General features: G+C 40.2%; 17 protein-coding genes. 4 read left to right on the top strand and 13 right to left on the bottom strand.

Features of this window, described 5'->3' with window-relative positions:
- Window positions 1-160: 160 nt before the first annotated feature.
- The 8 genes from ACFX4L_RS12500 to ACFX4L_RS12465 form a co-directional block, all read right to left on the bottom strand.
- Window positions 161-1,240: a YkvI family membrane protein gene (locus ACFX4L_RS12500; protein ID WP_377405297.1), complete on the bottom strand. Its 1,080-nt coding sequence runs from the start codon at window positions 1,238-1,240 to the stop codon at window positions 161-163.
- Window positions 1,241-1,409: 169 nt separating this feature from the next.
- On the bottom strand, window positions 1,410-2,519 hold the full coding sequence (menC, locus tag ACFX4L_RS12495; protein WP_377382433.1) for an o-succinylbenzoate synthase: 1,110 nt from the start codon (window positions 2,517-2,519) through the stop codon (window positions 1,410-1,412).
- A 13-nt stretch (window positions 2,520-2,532) separates the two neighbouring features.
- The gene (locus ACFX4L_RS12490) at window positions 2,533-3,327 is read right to left on the bottom strand and encodes a GNAT family N-acetyltransferase (RefSeq protein WP_377382430.1); all 795 of its coding nucleotides are present in this window, start codon (window positions 3,325-3,327) and stop codon (window positions 2,533-2,535) included.
- Window positions 3,320-4,474 (bottom strand): M20 peptidase aminoacylase family protein, encoded by a 1,155-nt coding sequence (locus ACFX4L_RS12485; RefSeq protein WP_377382427.1) that lies wholly within the window; start codon window positions 4,472-4,474, stop codon window positions 3,320-3,322. The genes ACFX4L_RS12490 and ACFX4L_RS12485 overlap by 8 nt, the downstream gene beginning before the upstream one ends.
- A 52-nt stretch (window positions 4,475-4,526) precedes the next feature.
- Window positions 4,527-5,369, bottom strand: a complete 843-nt coding sequence (locus tag ACFX4L_RS12480) for a MurR/RpiR family transcriptional regulator (RefSeq protein WP_284471627.1) — start codon at window positions 5,367-5,369, stop codon at window positions 4,527-4,529.
- 205 nt (window positions 5,370-5,574) lie between these two features.
- On the bottom strand, window positions 5,575-6,456 hold the full coding sequence (locus ACFX4L_RS12475) for a radical SAM/SPASM domain-containing protein (protein ID WP_089364698.1): 882 nt from the start codon (window positions 6,454-6,456) through the stop codon (window positions 5,575-5,577).
- A 246-nt stretch (window positions 6,457-6,702) separates the two neighbouring features.
- Window positions 6,703-7,023, bottom strand: coding sequence for a DUF3889 domain-containing protein (locus ACFX4L_RS12470; RefSeq protein WP_377382423.1), 321 nt, complete (start codon window positions 7,021-7,023; stop codon window positions 6,703-6,705).
- A gap of 48 nt (window positions 7,024-7,071) precedes the next feature.
- The gene (locus ACFX4L_RS12465) at window positions 7,072-8,040 is read right to left on the bottom strand and encodes a M14 family zinc carboxypeptidase (protein WP_377382421.1); all 969 of its coding nucleotides are present in this window, start codon (window positions 8,038-8,040) and stop codon (window positions 7,072-7,074) included.
- 131 nt (window positions 8,041-8,171) lie between these two features.
- Between ACFX4L_RS12465 and ACFX4L_RS12460 the strand changes: the two genes are divergently transcribed.
- Window positions 8,172-8,426 carry a YhdB family protein gene (locus ACFX4L_RS12460; RefSeq protein ID WP_061461868.1) on the top strand — a complete coding sequence of 85 codons (255 nt, stop codon included), beginning with the start codon at window positions 8,172-8,174 and terminating at the stop codon, window positions 8,424-8,426.
- 117 nt (window positions 8,427-8,543) lie between these two features.
- On the opposite strand, the gene ACFX4L_RS12455 is transcribed toward ACFX4L_RS12460, so the two are convergent.
- The 3 genes from ACFX4L_RS12455 to ACFX4L_RS12445 form a co-directional block, all read right to left on the bottom strand.
- Entirely contained in the window at window positions 8,544-9,071 is a 528-nt protein-coding gene (locus ACFX4L_RS12455; RefSeq protein ID WP_061461867.1) for an NADPH-dependent FMN reductase, read from the bottom strand.
- Window positions 9,072-9,280: 209 nt separating this feature from the next.
- Window positions 9,281-11,011, bottom strand: a complete 1,731-nt coding sequence (locus ACFX4L_RS12450; RefSeq protein ID WP_377382418.1) for a phospho-sugar mutase — start codon at window positions 11,009-11,011, stop codon at window positions 9,281-9,283.
- Between the two features lie 152 nt (window positions 11,012-11,163).
- Window positions 11,164-12,711, bottom strand: coding sequence for a carbon-nitrogen hydrolase family protein (locus tag ACFX4L_RS12445; RefSeq protein WP_061461865.1), 1,548 nt, complete (start codon window positions 12,709-12,711; stop codon window positions 11,164-11,166).
- A 293-nt stretch (window positions 12,712-13,004) separates the two neighbouring features.
- Here ACFX4L_RS12445 and ACFX4L_RS12440 point away from each other — a divergent pair, with 293 nt between their 5' ends.
- Window positions 13,005-13,256, top strand: coding sequence for a disulfide bond formation protein B (locus ACFX4L_RS12440; RefSeq protein WP_375166312.1), 252 nt, complete (start codon window positions 13,005-13,007; stop codon window positions 13,254-13,256).
- A gap of 91 nt (window positions 13,257-13,347) precedes the next feature.
- Complete coding sequence (locus tag ACFX4L_RS12435) at window positions 13,348-13,818, top strand: thioredoxin family protein (RefSeq protein WP_284471631.1); 471 nt, start codon at window positions 13,348-13,350, stop codon at window positions 13,816-13,818.
- Between the two features lie 67 nt (window positions 13,819-13,885).
- Here the strand turns inward: ACFX4L_RS12435 and ACFX4L_RS12430 are convergent, their stop codons facing one another.
- On the bottom strand, window positions 13,886-14,305 hold the full coding sequence (locus ACFX4L_RS12430) for a DUF5365 family protein (RefSeq protein ID WP_125163472.1): 420 nt from the start codon (window positions 14,303-14,305) through the stop codon (window positions 13,886-13,888).
- Window positions 14,306-14,498: 193 nt separating this feature from the next.
- On the opposite strand from ACFX4L_RS12430, the gene ACFX4L_RS12425 reads away from it, so the two are divergent.
- Window positions 14,499-15,416, top strand: a complete 918-nt coding sequence (locus ACFX4L_RS12425; protein WP_377382414.1) for an RluA family pseudouridine synthase — start codon at window positions 14,499-14,501, stop codon at window positions 15,414-15,416.
- Between the two features lie 122 nt (window positions 15,417-15,538).
- On the opposite strand, the gene ACFX4L_RS12420 is transcribed toward ACFX4L_RS12425, so the two are convergent.
- Window positions 15,539-15,793: a GlsB/YeaQ/YmgE family stress response membrane protein gene (locus ACFX4L_RS12420; protein WP_176432049.1), complete on the bottom strand. Its 255-nt coding sequence runs from the start codon at window positions 15,791-15,793 to the stop codon at window positions 15,539-15,541.
- Window positions 15,794-16,317: the final 524 nt, after the last annotated feature.

The following is a 16,317-nucleotide window of genomic DNA, read 5'->3' as shown; positions in this document are numbered from 1 at the left end:
CCCTTGTCTTCCGCCTTTAAACTAATGTATGAAAAAAAGGAGGAAAAATGCCGTGATCATGAGTAAAGATCCTCGATAATAAAAAAAACACCTCCATGAAGAAGATGTCTGTTCAAATGATTCATGCAGTTCTGTACTCTATCTTAATTTCCCTACTCTATTATAATTTTGCGAATTCCGTATTCACTGCCCCCTTTTTCGCTTTTGACCGAATCCAGGAAATGATAAGCGCTGCAATGATTACAAAGCCTAAATATCCTGTGACGGGGTATACCGTTCCAACCAATTTTATGAAGCCAACGAAACTTGCAAGGAAGGCAAGGATCCCTACCATTATCACGGATATTTTAAAGCGTCTCGTTTCGGCAGGAACCAACCTGGCTGTGAATGCATACAGCATCCCGACAGCGGTATTATAAATCATTCCTAAAAGGATGATTGATAGGATATATCCCAACCATGGAGAAATCTGATTCGCTAAATGAAGGGTAGGCATTCCTGAGCCTTCTATGCCCTTCAAGTCGGACATCATCCCCAAATTGATTAACAATAGCAAGATCCCCAATCCGATACCTCCCAGAATCCCTCCAATACCAGCCTCCTTCTTATTCTTGAAGGTCCCTCCCATTACGGCTAGCATGGCAATTCCGGCAGTCATATTATATGAAACATAAAGTAATGAACCCATTATCCAGTTTCCGGTTGCAGCATTTCCTTTACTTGAAGATGAAATGATTTCATTGAAACTTAGATCGGATGTGAAAAATGAATAACCTGAAATAATGATCATGATAACAAATAAAAACGGTGTGACGGCACTAATGATGGACATTATTTTATTAACATTAAGTAAGAGCGTGCCAATCGTCAGCACTGTCATGACAATTGCACCAACTATACTGGGAATCCCGAATTGTTCTTCAAAAATCGTTCCGGAACCAGCAATCATGATGACAGTAACGCCAAACAAGAAAAATGTGATAATAACATCGACCACCCTGCCTAAATAGCGGCCACAAATATGTTCGATGATGCTTTTATGGGAGCGCGTTTGCAAAGTGCTCCCCAATTGCGTAACCTGCATGCCTAAGAACGCGAATAAAGCTGTCGCAACCACAATTCCCAATACACTGTAGATTCCAAAGCTAGTGAAGAATTGTAATACTTCTTGTCCTGAAGCGAAGCCTGCTCCAATGATGATTCCAATATATGCCCCTGCAAGATTTACACTTTTTTTCATATCCGACCCCCGCCCTAATTAAAAGATTATTCTGATAATTTGGATTAAATGAAATATCTTCCCGTTCATCACAATCCCTGATCCGTAATAGCTTCCCAGCTTCAGTAATTTTTACGATCCATCGCCCATGAAGCTGGGTAGAGCTATTATTCCAACTCTTGTTCATTTATCATTTGGAATATCTTTTACTATGGGAAGTGAATCCATCGACCGCAGCGTAATTGACTTCATAGCCAATGCCTGCCCCCTTTGGCACAGTTATGACTCCATCTTCCACTGTAACCTCTGGTTGAATGATGTCCTTATGCCAATAATTCGCAGATGCCGCCGTATCACCAGGCATCGTGAAGTTATCAAGTGTTGTCAATGCGATATTATGGGCACGCCCCACACCGGATTCCAACATGCCTCCGCACCAAACCGGAACATTTCTTTCTTTACATAATTCATGTATTTTCATTGCTTCCGTTAAACCGCCAACCCTGCCGATCTTAATATTAATGATTTTACAGCTTTCCAATTCAAGGGCTTTTCTTGCATCTTCCACGGAATGTATACTTTCATCCAAGCAAATCGGTGTTTTGATTTCCGCCTGTAATGTGGCATGATCGACAATATCGTCTGATGACAAGGGCTGCTCGATCATCATTAAATCAAATTGATCAAGTTGTTTCAGTAATTCGATGTCTTTCAGCCGGTAAGCGGAGTTTGCATCCGCCATGATCGGAACATCGGGATATCGACTGCGTACTTCCCTGATTACATCTACATCCCATCCTGGTTGTATTTTCATTTTGATTCTTTTATACCCATCTCTCAATCCAGCTTCTATCTTCGCCAGTAATTCAGGTACCGTTTTTTGGATGCCGATGCTGATTCCAACATCGATTTTTTTTAGTTCCCCGCCTAAAGCCATACTTAATGGAATATTCTTTTCTTTCGCATATAAATCCCAGATGGCCCCCTCGATTGCCGATTTTGCCATATTATTTTTACGAATATGCGAGAACATATCCGATACATCACGAGGATGCTCTATTTCTTTATTCAATACAAGCGGAATCAGGAAATCCTCCAGCATGGTCCAATTGGTTTTTATGGTTTCTTCGTTATACCAAGGTGCTGAAAACGCCACAGATTCAGCCCAGCCCGAAAGCCCCTCTCCATTTTTCACTTCTACAAGTATGAATTCCTTATCCACAAATGTTCCAAAACTTGTTGTAAATGGAGCTACCAAATCCATATTTAAATGACGTAAACGCACTTCTGTTATTTTCATCCCGATTCCCCTCTTATTCTTGTTTTTTTAATAAGTAGTTTTGAATGGTTTCACCTTGTTCCCGTGCTATTCCGACTGCAACATATCCTTTGGCAAAAAGCGTTTTGAATAATTCGCCCGTTTTCGACCGCCAATCAATCGCAAGGCGGAGATCATCTTTTTTGATTTTTTGAATATCTGTCGGAATGGGTATAGCGACCACGTCGGCATTGGTTTCCAAATGATAATCCTTGATGTAAGGAAAGCCTTGGTCATTCATTTCTGTGGTTACAATGTGTATGGCTTTATCAGGAAGTGGCGTCTCTTCCTTTGCTCCCTGCCCTATATTCCATTCCACCATGAAACGATCAGTGGACAATCCTTCATTGAGGGTATCCTTCATATTTCCATAACAATCTTCCATATATGTTGAACAAACCGCTTTTAGTTTACCGATATTCAAGTTTGCGTTCACACTTTCCAATGGATCATATGTCCATGTAATTAGATCGTAGCCTTTTTTGAGCGCTTCTTCTTTTTGTGCCAGTTTAAGTAATCTGCCGTAGCCCTTCTTTTGATGAGCCGGATGGATGGCTAACATATGTGAACAAAGAAACACCCTTCCATCCTTGAATCCCGGGAAACTGTATTGAAATCCAACTAACTGGTCATTGAGGTAACCGCCTAAAACAAGCCCTCCGTTTTTGACTGCGGTAATCGTCTGATGGGTAGGAACGCAATCCATGCCCCATACAAGGATTTCAAGACGCTGTACTTCTTGTAAGTCCTCTAGTGTTGTTAGGGATTTAATGATTAATTCATCAGTCATGTAGGTGTCCCCCCTCGCCATATTTCTCGAAAGTAAATATGATGGCCTTAGTCAGGATTTCAATTCCCGATAACAAAGCATCTTTGTTGAACGTCATGTTCGGATGATGGAGCCCTGGTGTCAAATTACATCCCAACCCAAGCATCGTCGCTTTGAGCTTGGGTCTTTTCAGCGTATAAAAATGAAAATCCTCTCCTCCAGTTGTAATGACAGGCGCTACCAGATTTTCTTCTCCGAGTGTATCGACTATCGCTTCAGCCATTATTTCCTGGGCTTGTTCATTCACGATTGCTGCAGCAACGTTGGTTCCCGGTTCGAGTTTCATTTCAACTCCATGGACAATGGCCAAGGATTCGGCAACTTTTTCCACCTTTTTGGTGAGCTCTTCCATGACAGCATTATCCTGAGCCCTTAAATCCAATGAGAAAGTGGCTCTCCCTGGGATGATATTGGAACTTTCGCCCCCAGCAAAAAACTGCGTCATTTTTACTGAATAAGGGATGGACGGATTGAGATGGATACCATTTAATAAAGTGACGAATGCTGCTCCTATCTCGATGGCATTTTGCCCTTGATGCGGTCTGGCTCCATGTGCATCCGTCCCCGCTATTTCTCCTTTAATGAACTGGGCAGCCCCATGGACAATGGCTGGAGCCGCCTGCCCATCCTTCACTTCCTCAACTGGCCTTAAGTGCACTCCATAAAGGAAATCGACATCATCCAAAACTTTCTCTTCAATCATCTTCAAGGCGCCCGTACCTTTTTCTTCAGCAGGCTGAAAAATGAATTTCAGCTTACCTCTTGGTCGAAAGTCCATTTCCTTCAATACCAGGAAAACACCAAGCGCCAAGGTCATATGCCCATCGTGTCCACATGAATGATTGGCCTGAAACGTCCCATGCACCTCCTGCCAAAGTGCATCGATATCCGATCGTAACCCGACTGTGAAATTCCCATCCCCGATTTCCCCAATCACTCCTGTACAGTCTTCGAATGATTTTACCTTGCATTGATTTTTCATTAAAATATTGGAAATGAATGCTGTCGTGCTCACTTCATTCCAACTCGTTTCAGGATTTGCGTGTAACTGGTCGAAGATATCGATGATACGCGGCCTTAATTTTTCTATTGTTAGTTTGATATCCATTTCTGTCTCCCCCTTAACTCCCGGCTTAATTGGCTTGACTTATGACTTTATTTCAAAAGAAATATTCGTCTTGATTGAACGCATCATATATGGCCTTTCTTTTTTTAAAACCCTGTTCATCTTTAATCGATACACCAGCTACTATACTATTCAATAATGAAAATAAAACCGGTGCCGTATCGATAGTGGAAGTCCTTGGTGTTGAAATAGGCAATAAAATGTCAGTGTAGTCAGCAATCGGAGCCAATTCAGAATCCGTTACGCCAATTACAAATGCACCCGCTTGTTTAGCCATTTCCGTAATTTTCACAGTTTCTTTCACATAACGGTGAAATGAAATGGCTACAAAGACAGAATTTTCAGTCATTTTATTCATCAGTAAAAAAATATCATCAGTATCCGGCCTATATAAATGGACCTCCTCCCTCACAAGCCTCAGTGTAAAGGTTAACCAATGTGCCGCAGAAAATGATAACCGATGTCCGGATATCAAAACATTGTCGGCTGCCGCCAATTTATCAACCGTTTTAGAAAAATCTTCATTTGATAAATTTTTGATTGTCTTTTCGATACTGACGATATCCTGCCCCATCACTTGAGCCATGAAGTTTGGTTGATTCGCAGCTTCAAGTTTTGAAGAATGATATTCATTCAAACTGCTGCTCTCGAATATCAACTGATTTCGAATAAGTTTTTGAAGTTCCGCAAATCCACTTAACCCCAATGAATAACAAAAGCGGATGATGGTCGTTTCACTCACACCTATATCATTCCCGAGCTTTTGAGCTGAAGTGACTGCAAATGTATGTGAATGTACTAACAAGTATTTTGCTACCTTTTTTTGGCCAGTTGATAAACCAGGGAATACTTCTTTAACTTTTTGCTGTAATTCCATAAAAAATCCCCTCTGAAGCAAGATATGAATCCAAAACTTCTAATATGACAATATGAAGTTTTTACTTCATCAATAATAAAGAGTATTTTATCATGGGACTTTTAATAAAACAATAATATTCAGAATTTTTAATAAAAAGAAATATCAAAGTACCTCAATCACAAAAAAACCACGAAGATGAACTCCATGGTTTCCTTATCTTTATTTATTTTTTATGACGCTTTGCATAGCCACATCGTTTACATAATTCTTCAACTGCACATCTTCTTGAAAAACCATCATACATATTTTTAGCCCGTTCACCATTTAAAATATCTTCAAGTGACGTTTCAAATATATTCCCCAGTGGAATTTTCCCTTCACTATCCAAACAACAAGGTACGACTGTACCATCCACCAAAATGCCTAACTGATCTCTAAGAGCATAGCAGAAAATATTCTCATCGATAATGTCACGGTCCAATTCTGGCCACTCGAATTTTTCAGCCATGTTTATATAAACGCGGTCCTTCAATTTAATATTATTCTTCTGCTGAAGAGCTTCACTTAAACGAATGTCCAATGAAAGCTTCTCCTCCAACATGCTGAGAATATCGTCGTTCAGGCCATTACTCGCTTTTAGTTCATCCGTATCCATATTCCATAAACGAATGGCACAAATCATTTCACTTTTTTCATTTGCCTCATTTATGAAATCGGCAATATTACTGACATATGAGTCGAGACTATTGCTCGTATCGTTTGCCTCAAAGCTATGAAGTGAAATATTCACCTGACGAAGGGCTTTTTTGGAGAGCAGCTTTTCTTTGACCTTTTGAATCAAAGTACCGTTCGTTGTTATATTCACCTTTAGGTCATTTTCTGCACTGATATCCAGGAATGTACCCAAATTTTTATTTAAAAAGGGTTCACCCATCAGATGAAAATAAATGTGATCGGTGTGCGGTTTGATTTTCTCGATTACATGTGTAAACCCTTCAGGATCCATGAATTTAAGAGTCCTTTGCAAGCTGGAGCTTGGACAAAAATTACACTTCAAGTTACATATATTTGTAATTTCCACATAAACTTTCTTAAACTTTCTCATTTTCTAATACCCCTACAATCAAGCTTATTGTTTCAATCTGATACTAACTATACTGGTTAGCTGCTCATAAAAGCAATGAAAACTTCATGGCAGCGGATATCAAGGAACGGATAGGTATCACTTCACCGTGGCAACTAATCCGATATCCACCATTTTCCGGACAATCCTTTAAAGAAATCAGAAAAAAACATCTTCTCGAGGTGAAGATGTTGGCTAAAATTCAAACCTTTTATTTTTGTCCTGAATTTACTTTCTTTTTTGCTCAGTGACCTTTAAACTAAGTAATTTTTCATTTTTCAAATCATGTTGTACGGTCACGATGACATTGAACTCATTTCCCTTATCCACGACTAAAAAGATGAAAGCATCTTCGACAAGACTTTCCGCTACAGTTTTCCTACCCTTATATTCGTAATCGGTAACCTCAACTTCAGGATAATCTGCCTGAACTACGGCAATCGCAATCTTTCCGTATTTTTCGTAATCGGGTTTTTGGGCCTGTGTTGAAATGGACCCTGCTTGTATAATCAAAAAAATCCCCATTAACATCACGATGACTTTTTTCAAAATTCTTCCTCCTCATATTTTCCTCTTAATATTATTATGTAAGATTGTTCATTTGTTATGCAGCTGCATCGCTTCTTTAACAAGCATGATTCCAACTGATCGATTCCTTTTCCATTCCTCAGGAAATACACTCAATGGAGGATTGGTTTCATCCACTAAATAACTAAGTTCGATTGTCATTCCCGGGCGGTGGAATTCAGTTATGAACCAATCCGTAAATCCACTTCCTACCGCTTCTTTTTCCGGAAAGGTCAGTTCATACCCAGTCAATTCCGATGTTTTTTTGGCAATCCCATAATCCCTCACCATATTTTCCCGTTTATTTTTGTAATGCCAAAAGATTTCCCTTCCTGAGGTATGATAGGCAACAGCAAGAAGGGGATCGATTTCCCTTGTAAAATCCGCAAGCGCTTTAACTTCAGCTGCTTCAAGTGGTTTTTCCCCTTTATAAAATTGATAAGATGGTTTTTTTTCATGACTCATGACTTCTTTCCATCCAGACGGATACTGCCTATTTAAATCAATGCCCTTGGCGTTGGCTTTCCATCGCGACCAATTCTTGCTATATCCGTTCATTTTCCATACTGCTGCCTTTTCAAGTATATTTAAGTTTGATAAATCTCCTTGCTGGATGCTGACTCCATCTGGATTAAGCATCGGGATGAACCAGATGCTTACTTCATCCAATGATCCCGACGGGTATTCTCCAACAGGCTTGCCCGCTCGATAAGCGGCTGCATAGTCTTCAAGCATGCTCATTAAAAGTTTGGAGCTGAGCCATTCCCGCCCATGATGCGACCCCACAAACAAAATCGATTTTTTTCCTTTTCCTAACTTGACTGCTTTTATATCTTTTCCCTTTTCAGTTTGACCGATTATTTGAACGTCCAATTCATACTGGTGTTGGATTCCTTGCAGATCCATTTCCATCCGCTCAGGAGAATACACCTCTTCTGCGAGTGTGGTTTCAGGAAAAAAAAGCAGGACAATTACTCCAATTACCATTATTTCTCTCATGTACTCACCTTTTTTTTTATTCAGGTAAAAAGCAACAACCGCGGTCCAAATACATCACCACTTATTGTAAGGAAATGTTCTGTCCGATCTGAACAAAATACAAATAGCTCCTTATTAAGGGGGAGAACTACATGAGGATTGCGGATTATGATCAGGCATTGTTTCACACACACCGTTCTGATTGGGACAGCTTGTTAGTATTGATGGTTCGGACGAAAGATCATTTTCTTTCAAAAAAAATAGAACATTTTTTGCACGCATACCGGTTTGAGCATGATTACCAAATTGTTCAATCCCAGTTGTATGCGCTGCTTCGTTATCTAGATCATGCGGCAGAAAAAACAAGTGATTATTTAAGTGAACTTCCAAGCTTAAATCAACTATAGTTTTTGCAAAACGGGAAAATTTATACAAGAAGATTGATTTTCGGGGATTTGACTTTGGCTGGTGAACCCTATAAAACAAGGAAGGGTCAGGTATGAAAATACCTGACCCTCATTTCATTATTTTTTCATTGTTGCATACGCAGCTGCATACATTTTAAGATCTTCAAGTAAACCTTCCACAAGTACGGCAGACTCTTCAAGTAAACCATCATTTTCATAATCGAAGCAATGTGGATCCAGAACCAATTGTTTGGCGATCACATTTGCATAAAGGCTGCGGCCCACTGTTCTCATTGAATTTAAGGCGTTGATCCCACCTTTTCCTCCGCCGGAGACAGCCAATAAAGCGACTGGTTTATGCGTGAATTGTTCATTGCTTAGAAAATCCAAGGCATTTTTCAAAGCTCCACTCATGGAACCATGATATTCCGGAGTGGTCAGGATCACACCATCCGCTTCCCCGATGCTTTTCCGAAGGCCTTGAATCACTTCCAATTGATATTGCTCACCTTCACCTGAATATAAAGGGATCTCACTATTGCTTAAATCAATAAGTTCCGCTCCGTATTTCTTGGAAATGTAGCGTGAGGCTATCCCTGTACGCCCTTGTTTACGTGGTGAACCATTAATGATTACTAATTTCATGAATATTCCTCCATTATCCCTTATTGCCGCTCACTCTAAATTCAATAATTTACCGATGTTTTCCGAGGTCACTTGCCAATACAGTATACCAAAACCGAAACCGAATTTCCTTGAATTTTGCTCATTCAAATTTCCCAGAGACCACTTTAAGATACTTTTACACGAAAAAAACGAAAGACCGGAAATCTTTCGTTTAGCTTTTCATACCTTTAAACTAACGCTTCAATCTTGCCCATGAAATCTGCCATGACTCCCGATAACTTGGACTCAGCTTCTGGCATTGATTTACCTTGGACACCGAAATAGAATTTAATTTTCGGTTCAGTACCTGAAGGACGGAGGCATACCCATGTACCATCCTCAAGGAAATACTTCAATACGTTTGATTTCGGAAGCTCGATCAGTTCTTCACCCTCGGAAAGTAACGTACGCTTTTTGCTTCTTTGATAATCTTCTTCAACGACCACCGCGATTCCAGCTATACGAGCAGGCGGGTTTTGACGGAATTGATTCAAGATTCCTTGAATCTGTTTCGCTCCCTCAATGCCCTTTAAAGTTAATGAACGCAACCCTTCTAGGTAGAATCCATATTTTTCAAACACATTCAGTAACCCTTCATAAAGCGTCAAACCCTGCTTTTTATAATAAGCACAGACCTCAACAGCCAGCACAGCCGCTTGAATGGCATCTTTATCACGTGCAAAGTCTTTAATCAGATAACCATAGCTTTCTTCATATCCGAACAGAAAGCTATGTTCCCCGCTTTCGTTATACTGATTTATTTTCTCGGCGATGAACTTAAACCCGGTAAGTACATCAATCGTCTGCAAGCCATAGGACTCCGCAATCGTCCGCCCGATTTCCGAGGTGACGATTGTTTTTAAGACGACTCCATTTTGGGGAATATTCCCTTTTTCTTTTTTCTGGGACAGTAAATAATCAAGGAAAAGGGCGCCTGTTTGATTTCCAGTCAGGACAACATATTGACCCATCTCGTTTTTCACAGCAATTCCAAGCCGATCGGCATCTGGATCCGTTGCTATCAATAAGTCCGCTTCCACTTTGTTTCCAAGCTCGATTGCCATTTCAAATGCAGCTGGTTCCTCTGGATTTGGAGATTTGACTGTCGAAAAATCAGGATCTGGCAGTTCCTGGTCCTTAACTATATGCAAATTTTGATACCCTAAGCTTTGCAGTGCCCGCCTGACGGATTTATTTGCCGTTCCATGAAGCGGCGTAAAGACGATTGACACATCTATTTCCTCGGCAAGCCTTGGATTCTCGGGAACAGTGAGCAACTCTCGATTATATGCTGCATCCAATTCCTCCCCAATCATTTCGATGAGGCCCTGCCCTTTAAGAACTTCCGCTTCTTCAACCTGAATTTCAAGCTCATTTTCAATGGCATCCACATAGCTGATCACTTGATCCGCTGCTTCCGGTGGCAATTGTGCCCCATCTGGTCCATAAACCTTGTAACCATTATATTCAGGCGGATTGTGGCTTGCCGTAATGACAATTCCAGCAAAAGCATTCAGCTCGCGAACGGCAAATGATAATTCTGGTGTCGGACGCAACTCATCGAATAAATAAGCCTTCACCCCAAATGTCGCCAAGGTTTTAGCTGCTTCTAGTGCAAATTCAGGAGACTTATGTCTCGAATCATATGCAATCACAGCCCCTCTTCCTTTTGCCTCTTTCCCAAACGAAGAGATATATTGGGCCAACCCAACCGTTGCCTTCCTTACAGTATAAAGATTCATCCGGTTCGTTCCAGCTCCGATTTCCCCACGCATTCCGCCTGTTCCAAATTCTAAATTCTTATAAAAGGCATCTTCGAGTTTTGCTTCATCCCGCTGCATTTCCTCAAGGAGGACACGTAATTCCCCATTTAAATTCTGGTACCCTGCCCAAGTGGTGTATAAAGATTTCCAATCCATCTCCAACATCTCCTCCCAAACGCCTTATTTGTTATTATTATGTAGCTAGCTTACATATACAAAATTATCATATATATTCCAATAAATGAAGTAAAGGCTCGTAATGAATAGAACCGCATCAGCGTTCATCACATCACGAGCCCGTATACCTTTTATTTTCCGCCTTTTTGATAATGCAGTTTATAAATATCATGGCGGCGGTCTTTCAATTGCCTTACAGTACCTGACTGCCGTTCTCGCCGTAAGATCTCCAAATCAACATCGCCAATCAGGACCATCTCAAGGTTCGGGCTGGTTTCTCCGACTATGCCGTCACGTGCAAATTCGAAATCCGATGGAGCGAAGATTCCCGATTGAGCATATTGGATATCCATATTTTCCGTTTGAGGCAGATTCCCCACCGTTCCGGAGATGACGGTATAAATTTGATTTTCCACAGCACGGGCCTGGGCACAATAACGAACGCGCAGATAGCCTTGCCTGTCTTCTGTACAAAATGGAGTGAATATGATTTTTGCCCCCATATCGGTAGCAATCCGGGCAAGTTCCGGAAACTCAATATCATAACAAATTTGTATCGCGATTTTCCCGCAGTCCGTATCAAAGACACGAACACGGTCACCAGCGTTGATGCCCCACCATTTTCTTTCATTCGGTGTGATGTGAATTTTATATTGCTTTTCAATCGTCCCGTCACGACGGAATAAATAAGCGATATTATAGATGTTATCATCATCTTCTTTTACGAAATGGGAACCGCCGATGATATTGACGTTATACCTTACTGCTAAAGTGGTGAACAATTCAATGTACTGCTCCGTGAAATCGGACAGTTTCCGTACAGCCAAGCTTGGTGATCTTTCATTTAAGAAAGACATCAACTGGGTAGTGAACAATTCCGGGAATACGGCAAAATCCGCATTAGCATCCGAAGCCACGTCGGTGAAATACTCAACTTGGTTCGCGAAGTCCTCGAATGAATCGATTTTACGCAGCATGTATTGTACGACGCAGATCCGTACCGGTTCGGATGTTTTATAATAACGTTTTGTTTTCGGCTGATAATCGACGTTATTCCACTCCATGAGAGTAGCATACTTATTGGATTGCAGATCATCCGGCAAGTAATTCGGATTGATCCTCATTAGCGTGAAGCCATTTAAAAGCTGGAACGAAAGGACTGGGTCATATATTTTATGCAATTGCACCTCTTTGACATATTCCCTTGGTAGCAATTCCTCCGCATGTTTATGGTAATTGGGGATCCTGCCACCTATAATGATGCTTTTTAAATTCAATTGGGCAACAAGTTCTTTCCTTGAATCATATAGTCTTTGACCAATTTTCATCCTGCGGAATTTAGGATGGACCATGACCTCGATTCCATATAAATTATAACCGTCCGGATTATGATTCGTGATGTATCCATTATCAGTTACATCATCCCATGTATGGCGATCATCATATTCGTCAAAATTAATGATGAGGCTGGAACATGAGCCAATCACTCTACCATCATATTCAGCCACAAACTGTCCTTCTGGAAAAATCGCCAGATGGCTCTCAAGCTGATCTCGCTTCCAGGGAACCATTCCAGGAAAGCAACTCGACTGTAGAGCAATTATTTCATCTATATCTCCTAGCCTCATATTACGTATTTCCATTATTTTTTCATATTTATGCAGGTCTAAATTTGGCATTTTCCTCAGACTCCTTTAATCTCTTCCGTAAGAATTATACCCCTTATTCAAAAATTAAAACAACTGAACCTACCCAAGGTTTTCAAAATTCCATTGATAAAAATCATTCTTAATGTCCCAGAAAAAGAATATATATTTTACAGACGCAGTCCATACATACTATACTTTTCATGAGAGCAAAAAGAGATGGGGAAGAGGAACCATGAACAATACAAAACGCAGTGTGGAAAACTTATGTTTGTAGCCTGGCTGCTTCCATCATTGCTTTTTCAGGAAGCTTATATTTTTCTGAAATGAAGCAATATGAACCATGCTCGCTCTGTTGGTATCAGCGGATCATCATGTATCCTTTTACAATCATTTTAGGAATTGCAATCATTCGAAAAGATTATTGGATCAGCTTTTATACCATGATACTATCCGAATCGGGTGCATTCATTTCCACTTACCATAATTTGATACAAAAGGTCTCATCCTTTCTGACCACACCCTTGCATGCTGAAGGGTTTCATGTACAGTACAATATATTAACGTATTGGGTTTAATTACCATCCCATTCCTAGCCTTGACTGCATTCGTCATTATTTTTATATGCAGTTACATCGTATGGACAAGATCCAAGGAGGTTGCAGCTTAATGAAGAAAATGGCTATAATTTTAGTAATAATCGTCGCGCTATTTGTCCTGCTCGGCGTATTTACAAACATGAAAAAAGAAGAAAAATCAAAAGGAAATCCATACGGCAAAGATAAGCTCAAATCAGCTACTGTCGATCAGCTGGATGATCCCAATTATCAAAACTTGATCCTGCCTGAAGAATTGGAGCAGGACCTTCAAGATAATAAAGATGTGACCGTTTATTTCTATAGTCCTTCGAATTCGATCAGTCAAAAAACCACACCCGTCGTGGCACCTTTGGCAGAAAAGCTGGGAATCGATCTAGTTCAATACAACCTTTTGGAGTTTGAACAAGGCTGGAGCGATTATGGCATCAAAAAGGAGCCGACCATCGTTCACTATAAAAATGGACAGGAACAAGAACGGATCGTTGGCTTTAATAAAGAGGAAACCTTCGAGAAATGGTTCGAGGACCACGATATTAATTAAGGATGAAAAAAATGAGCCGGCCCTAACGGAAATCTTCACCCGTTATAGCCGGTTCATTTTTTTTGACTTATACTAAATATTGATTGGCCACCTTGATATCCATCATCTGCATCTCATTACCCGCTTCATGATGTATATGTGAAAAATGGTCATAATAAAAAGGGAAGAATATTCCGCATTCATTCAATAGAGTGATGTTATGTTGGAACAATTCTTCAGACTTAGATTCCATCACTATAGAATCTTCTCTCTTCTGTTTATCCAATATCGACATGAGGATTTGAAGACATGTCATAACTTGAAATGCATCTCTTAATGTTGCTAAGTAAGTAAAAGAACCCTGATTCGGCTTCAAAACGCCAATCTCACGAAAATGAAGGATTTCACTTTCCGTAAAGTATTTCGGAAATACAGATTCGTAGAAACGAGAAACGAGACTCGCTATTTCTTGCTCTTGTTCTTCAGTTGAAGAAAAGACCGTCTTCACTAAAAAAACCACCTTTTTTCAGATCCGTTAGACCTATCTAATATATGTATACTCTAGGACAAGCGATTTCTTTCCCAATAGAATAACATAAAAATTGTAAAAAACATGTGGTAATTTCCACCACGAAAATCTTAGCAATAGGTCAAAGGTTATTTTTTTCATTTAACCACAACCAAACAAGGCGAAAGTAGGAATGAAATTGGAAAATTTCAATATAACTAACCAACATTTATTAATAGAAGTACTGGACAGCTGGAATGGATTAACATTGGAAAAGCTTTTTAGGGAGCGGTGGAAAGCCCCAAAGAAGTTGGTGCATGAGTGGAGGATGAGTAAAGAAGTGACAGTGAACGGCAATTCCGTCACATGGTCAACTGTCCTTACTGAAGGAGATACGGTCAGCATCCCCATGCTGGATCAAACTGAAAATGAAACTGTTAAAACGGCAGACTTAGAAATATCCATCTTATATGAAGATGACCTGTTGTTGATAGCCAATAAACCGGCTGGAATGGATACTCACCCTTCTCTCCCAGGTGAAGCACACTCCCTCATCAATGGAGTTGCGCACCACCTTCGGCAAACCGGCCAGACCTGTATGATCAAGCATATTCATAGGCTTGATAAAGATACCACCGGTGCGGTCCTTTTTGCCAAAAACCGCCTCATTGGGTCCATGCTGGATAGAATGTTGGAAGCAAGGGAAATCAAACGGACTTACCTTGCTTTAGTCGAAGGAAACATAAAAAAGGATGAAGGCGAAATCAAAGAAAAAATTGGCCGGGACCGCCACCATGCCACGAGACGAAGGGTTTCCCCTTCAGGTCAGACCGCAGTTACCCATTACCGGGTGCTCAATCGCGATCCCAAGAAAAACTTGACGCTCGTCAGCTGTACTTTGGAAAGCGGCCGAACCCACCAGATCAGGGTACATTTCAGCCATCTGAATCACCCTTTGGCCGGAGATACCCTTTATGGAGGAAGAAGGACTTTCCCACGTCAAGCCCTGCATGCACGAAAAATCGAATTCATCCACCCCATTTCCGAGGAAAAGTTGATTATTGAAGCTCCTTTCCTGGATCGACCTGAAATATTCAATTTTCACATATAATAGAAAAACACCGTTCCATTGGAACGGTGTTTTTCATTTCAGTTTAATCTGTATCATAGACTAAATCATAAAGGTTAACTTTTAAAAAATAGCTGGCCACCTGGGCCAGCTTTATTTTGTATTTAAGATGCTTTTCTCATGCCTTTTAAGATAAGGCTTAAGATGAAAACAAATACGATTGCACCAATCAATGCTGGAACGATAGCGAAATCTGCTACTGTAGGTCCCCAGTGCCCAAGAATTAATGAACCTAACCATGCACCAACAAAACCAGCGATAATGTTGCCGATAATTCCAAATGGTACATCACGTCCAACGATCAGACCTGCTAACCAACCAATGATACCTCCGATAATTAATGACCATAAAAATCCCATAATATATTTCCTCCTTCAAATTAGTTAATTTTTAATATCTACAGCAGACTTCAAGAAATCTCATCACTTCCATATTGTCATGCCCTTTTTTCAGTTCTTTTAACTTTTACATTCAAATGGTATAATGCCGATTACGCACAATATCTAATGAATGTGAATGTGTTAGTTATAAGGTAGTGTTAGCTAGCTATAGCCCTTGAGGAACTGATTGGACAATCCTCAATGTGTTAGTGAATTTTTTCTTTTTGTTTGCCGCTGTACTCATTATTTTCCCCGTTTAATTAAACTAAAACCTGATTTTTTTAAAAAATATTCGGTAACGAAAACAGGAGTATTACACCTGAAGAACGGGTATATAATATGTTTTTAACTTTGTCACATAGTTAGTATAAGCAGTAACTGTCTCAAATATGTTCATTAAGAAAAAAGAAAAAAGATGCCCCTTATCTAAACTGTACCCTGTAGAGTAGACACTTAAAAAAAGTGTCTACTCTACAGGGTCTTTTTTTGTACAATGGAATGAC

This window comes from Peribacillus sp. YIM B13482 (assembly GCF_042787975.1).
In the GTDB taxonomy this organism is placed as follows: domain Bacteria; phylum Bacillota; class Bacilli; order Bacillales; family DSM-1321; genus Peribacillus; species Peribacillus simplex_A.
The sequence above is the reverse complement of the archived record's forward strand: the minus strand, read 5'-3'. Positions and strand labels throughout refer to the sequence as shown.

Coding starts and splice junctions, on each gene's coding strand:
- ACFX4L_RS12485 (WP_377382427.1), bottom strand. CDS start 4,474: ATGGATATCAAACTAACAATAGAAAAATTAAGGCCGCGTATCATCGAT.
- ACFX4L_RS12440 (WP_375166312.1), top strand. CDS start 13,005: ATGAAGCAATATGAACCATGCTCGCTCTGTTGGTATCAGCGGATCATC.
- ACFX4L_RS12425 (WP_377382414.1), top strand. CDS start 14,499: ATGAAATTGGAAAATTTCAATATAACTAACCAACATTTATTAATAGAA.
- ACFX4L_RS12450 (WP_377382418.1), bottom strand. CDS start 11,011: ATGGATTGGAAATCTTTATACACCACTTGGGCAGGGTACCAGAATTTA.
- ACFX4L_RS12435 (WP_284471631.1), top strand. CDS start 13,348: ATGAAGAAAATGGCTATAATTTTAGTAATAATCGTCGCGCTATTTGTC.
- ACFX4L_RS12420 (WP_176432049.1), bottom strand. CDS start 15,793: ATGGGATTTTTATGGTCATTAATTATCGGAGGTATCATTGGTTGGTTA.
- ACFX4L_RS12460 (WP_061461868.1), top strand. CDS start 8,172: ATGAGGATTGCGGATTATGATCAGGCATTGTTTCACACACACCGTTCT.
- ACFX4L_RS12480 (WP_284471627.1), bottom strand. CDS start 5,369: ATGGAATTACAGCAAAAAGTTAAAGAAGTATTCCCTGGTTTATCAACT.
- ACFX4L_RS12455 (WP_061461867.1), bottom strand. CDS start 9,071: ATGAAATTAGTAATCATTAATGGTTCACCACGTAAACAAGGGCGTACA.
- menC (WP_377382433.1), bottom strand. CDS start 2,519: ATGAAAATAACAGAAGTGCGTTTACGTCATTTAAATATGGATTTGGTA.
- ACFX4L_RS12465 (WP_377382421.1), bottom strand. CDS start 8,040: ATGAGAGAAATAATGGTAATTGGAGTAATTGTCCTGCTTTTTTTTCCT.
- ACFX4L_RS12490 (WP_377382430.1), bottom strand. CDS start 3,327: ATGACTGATGAATTAATCATTAAATCCCTAACAACACTAGAGGACTTA.
- ACFX4L_RS12445 (WP_061461865.1), bottom strand. CDS start 12,711: ATGCCAAATTTAGACCTGCATAAATATGAAAAAATAATGGAAATACGT.
- ACFX4L_RS12500 (WP_377405297.1), bottom strand. CDS start 1,240: ATGAAAAAAAGTGTAAATCTTGCAGGGGCATATATTGGAATCATCATT.
- ACFX4L_RS12475 (WP_089364698.1), bottom strand. CDS start 6,456: ATGAGAAAGTTTAAGAAAGTTTATGTGGAAATTACAAATATATGTAAC.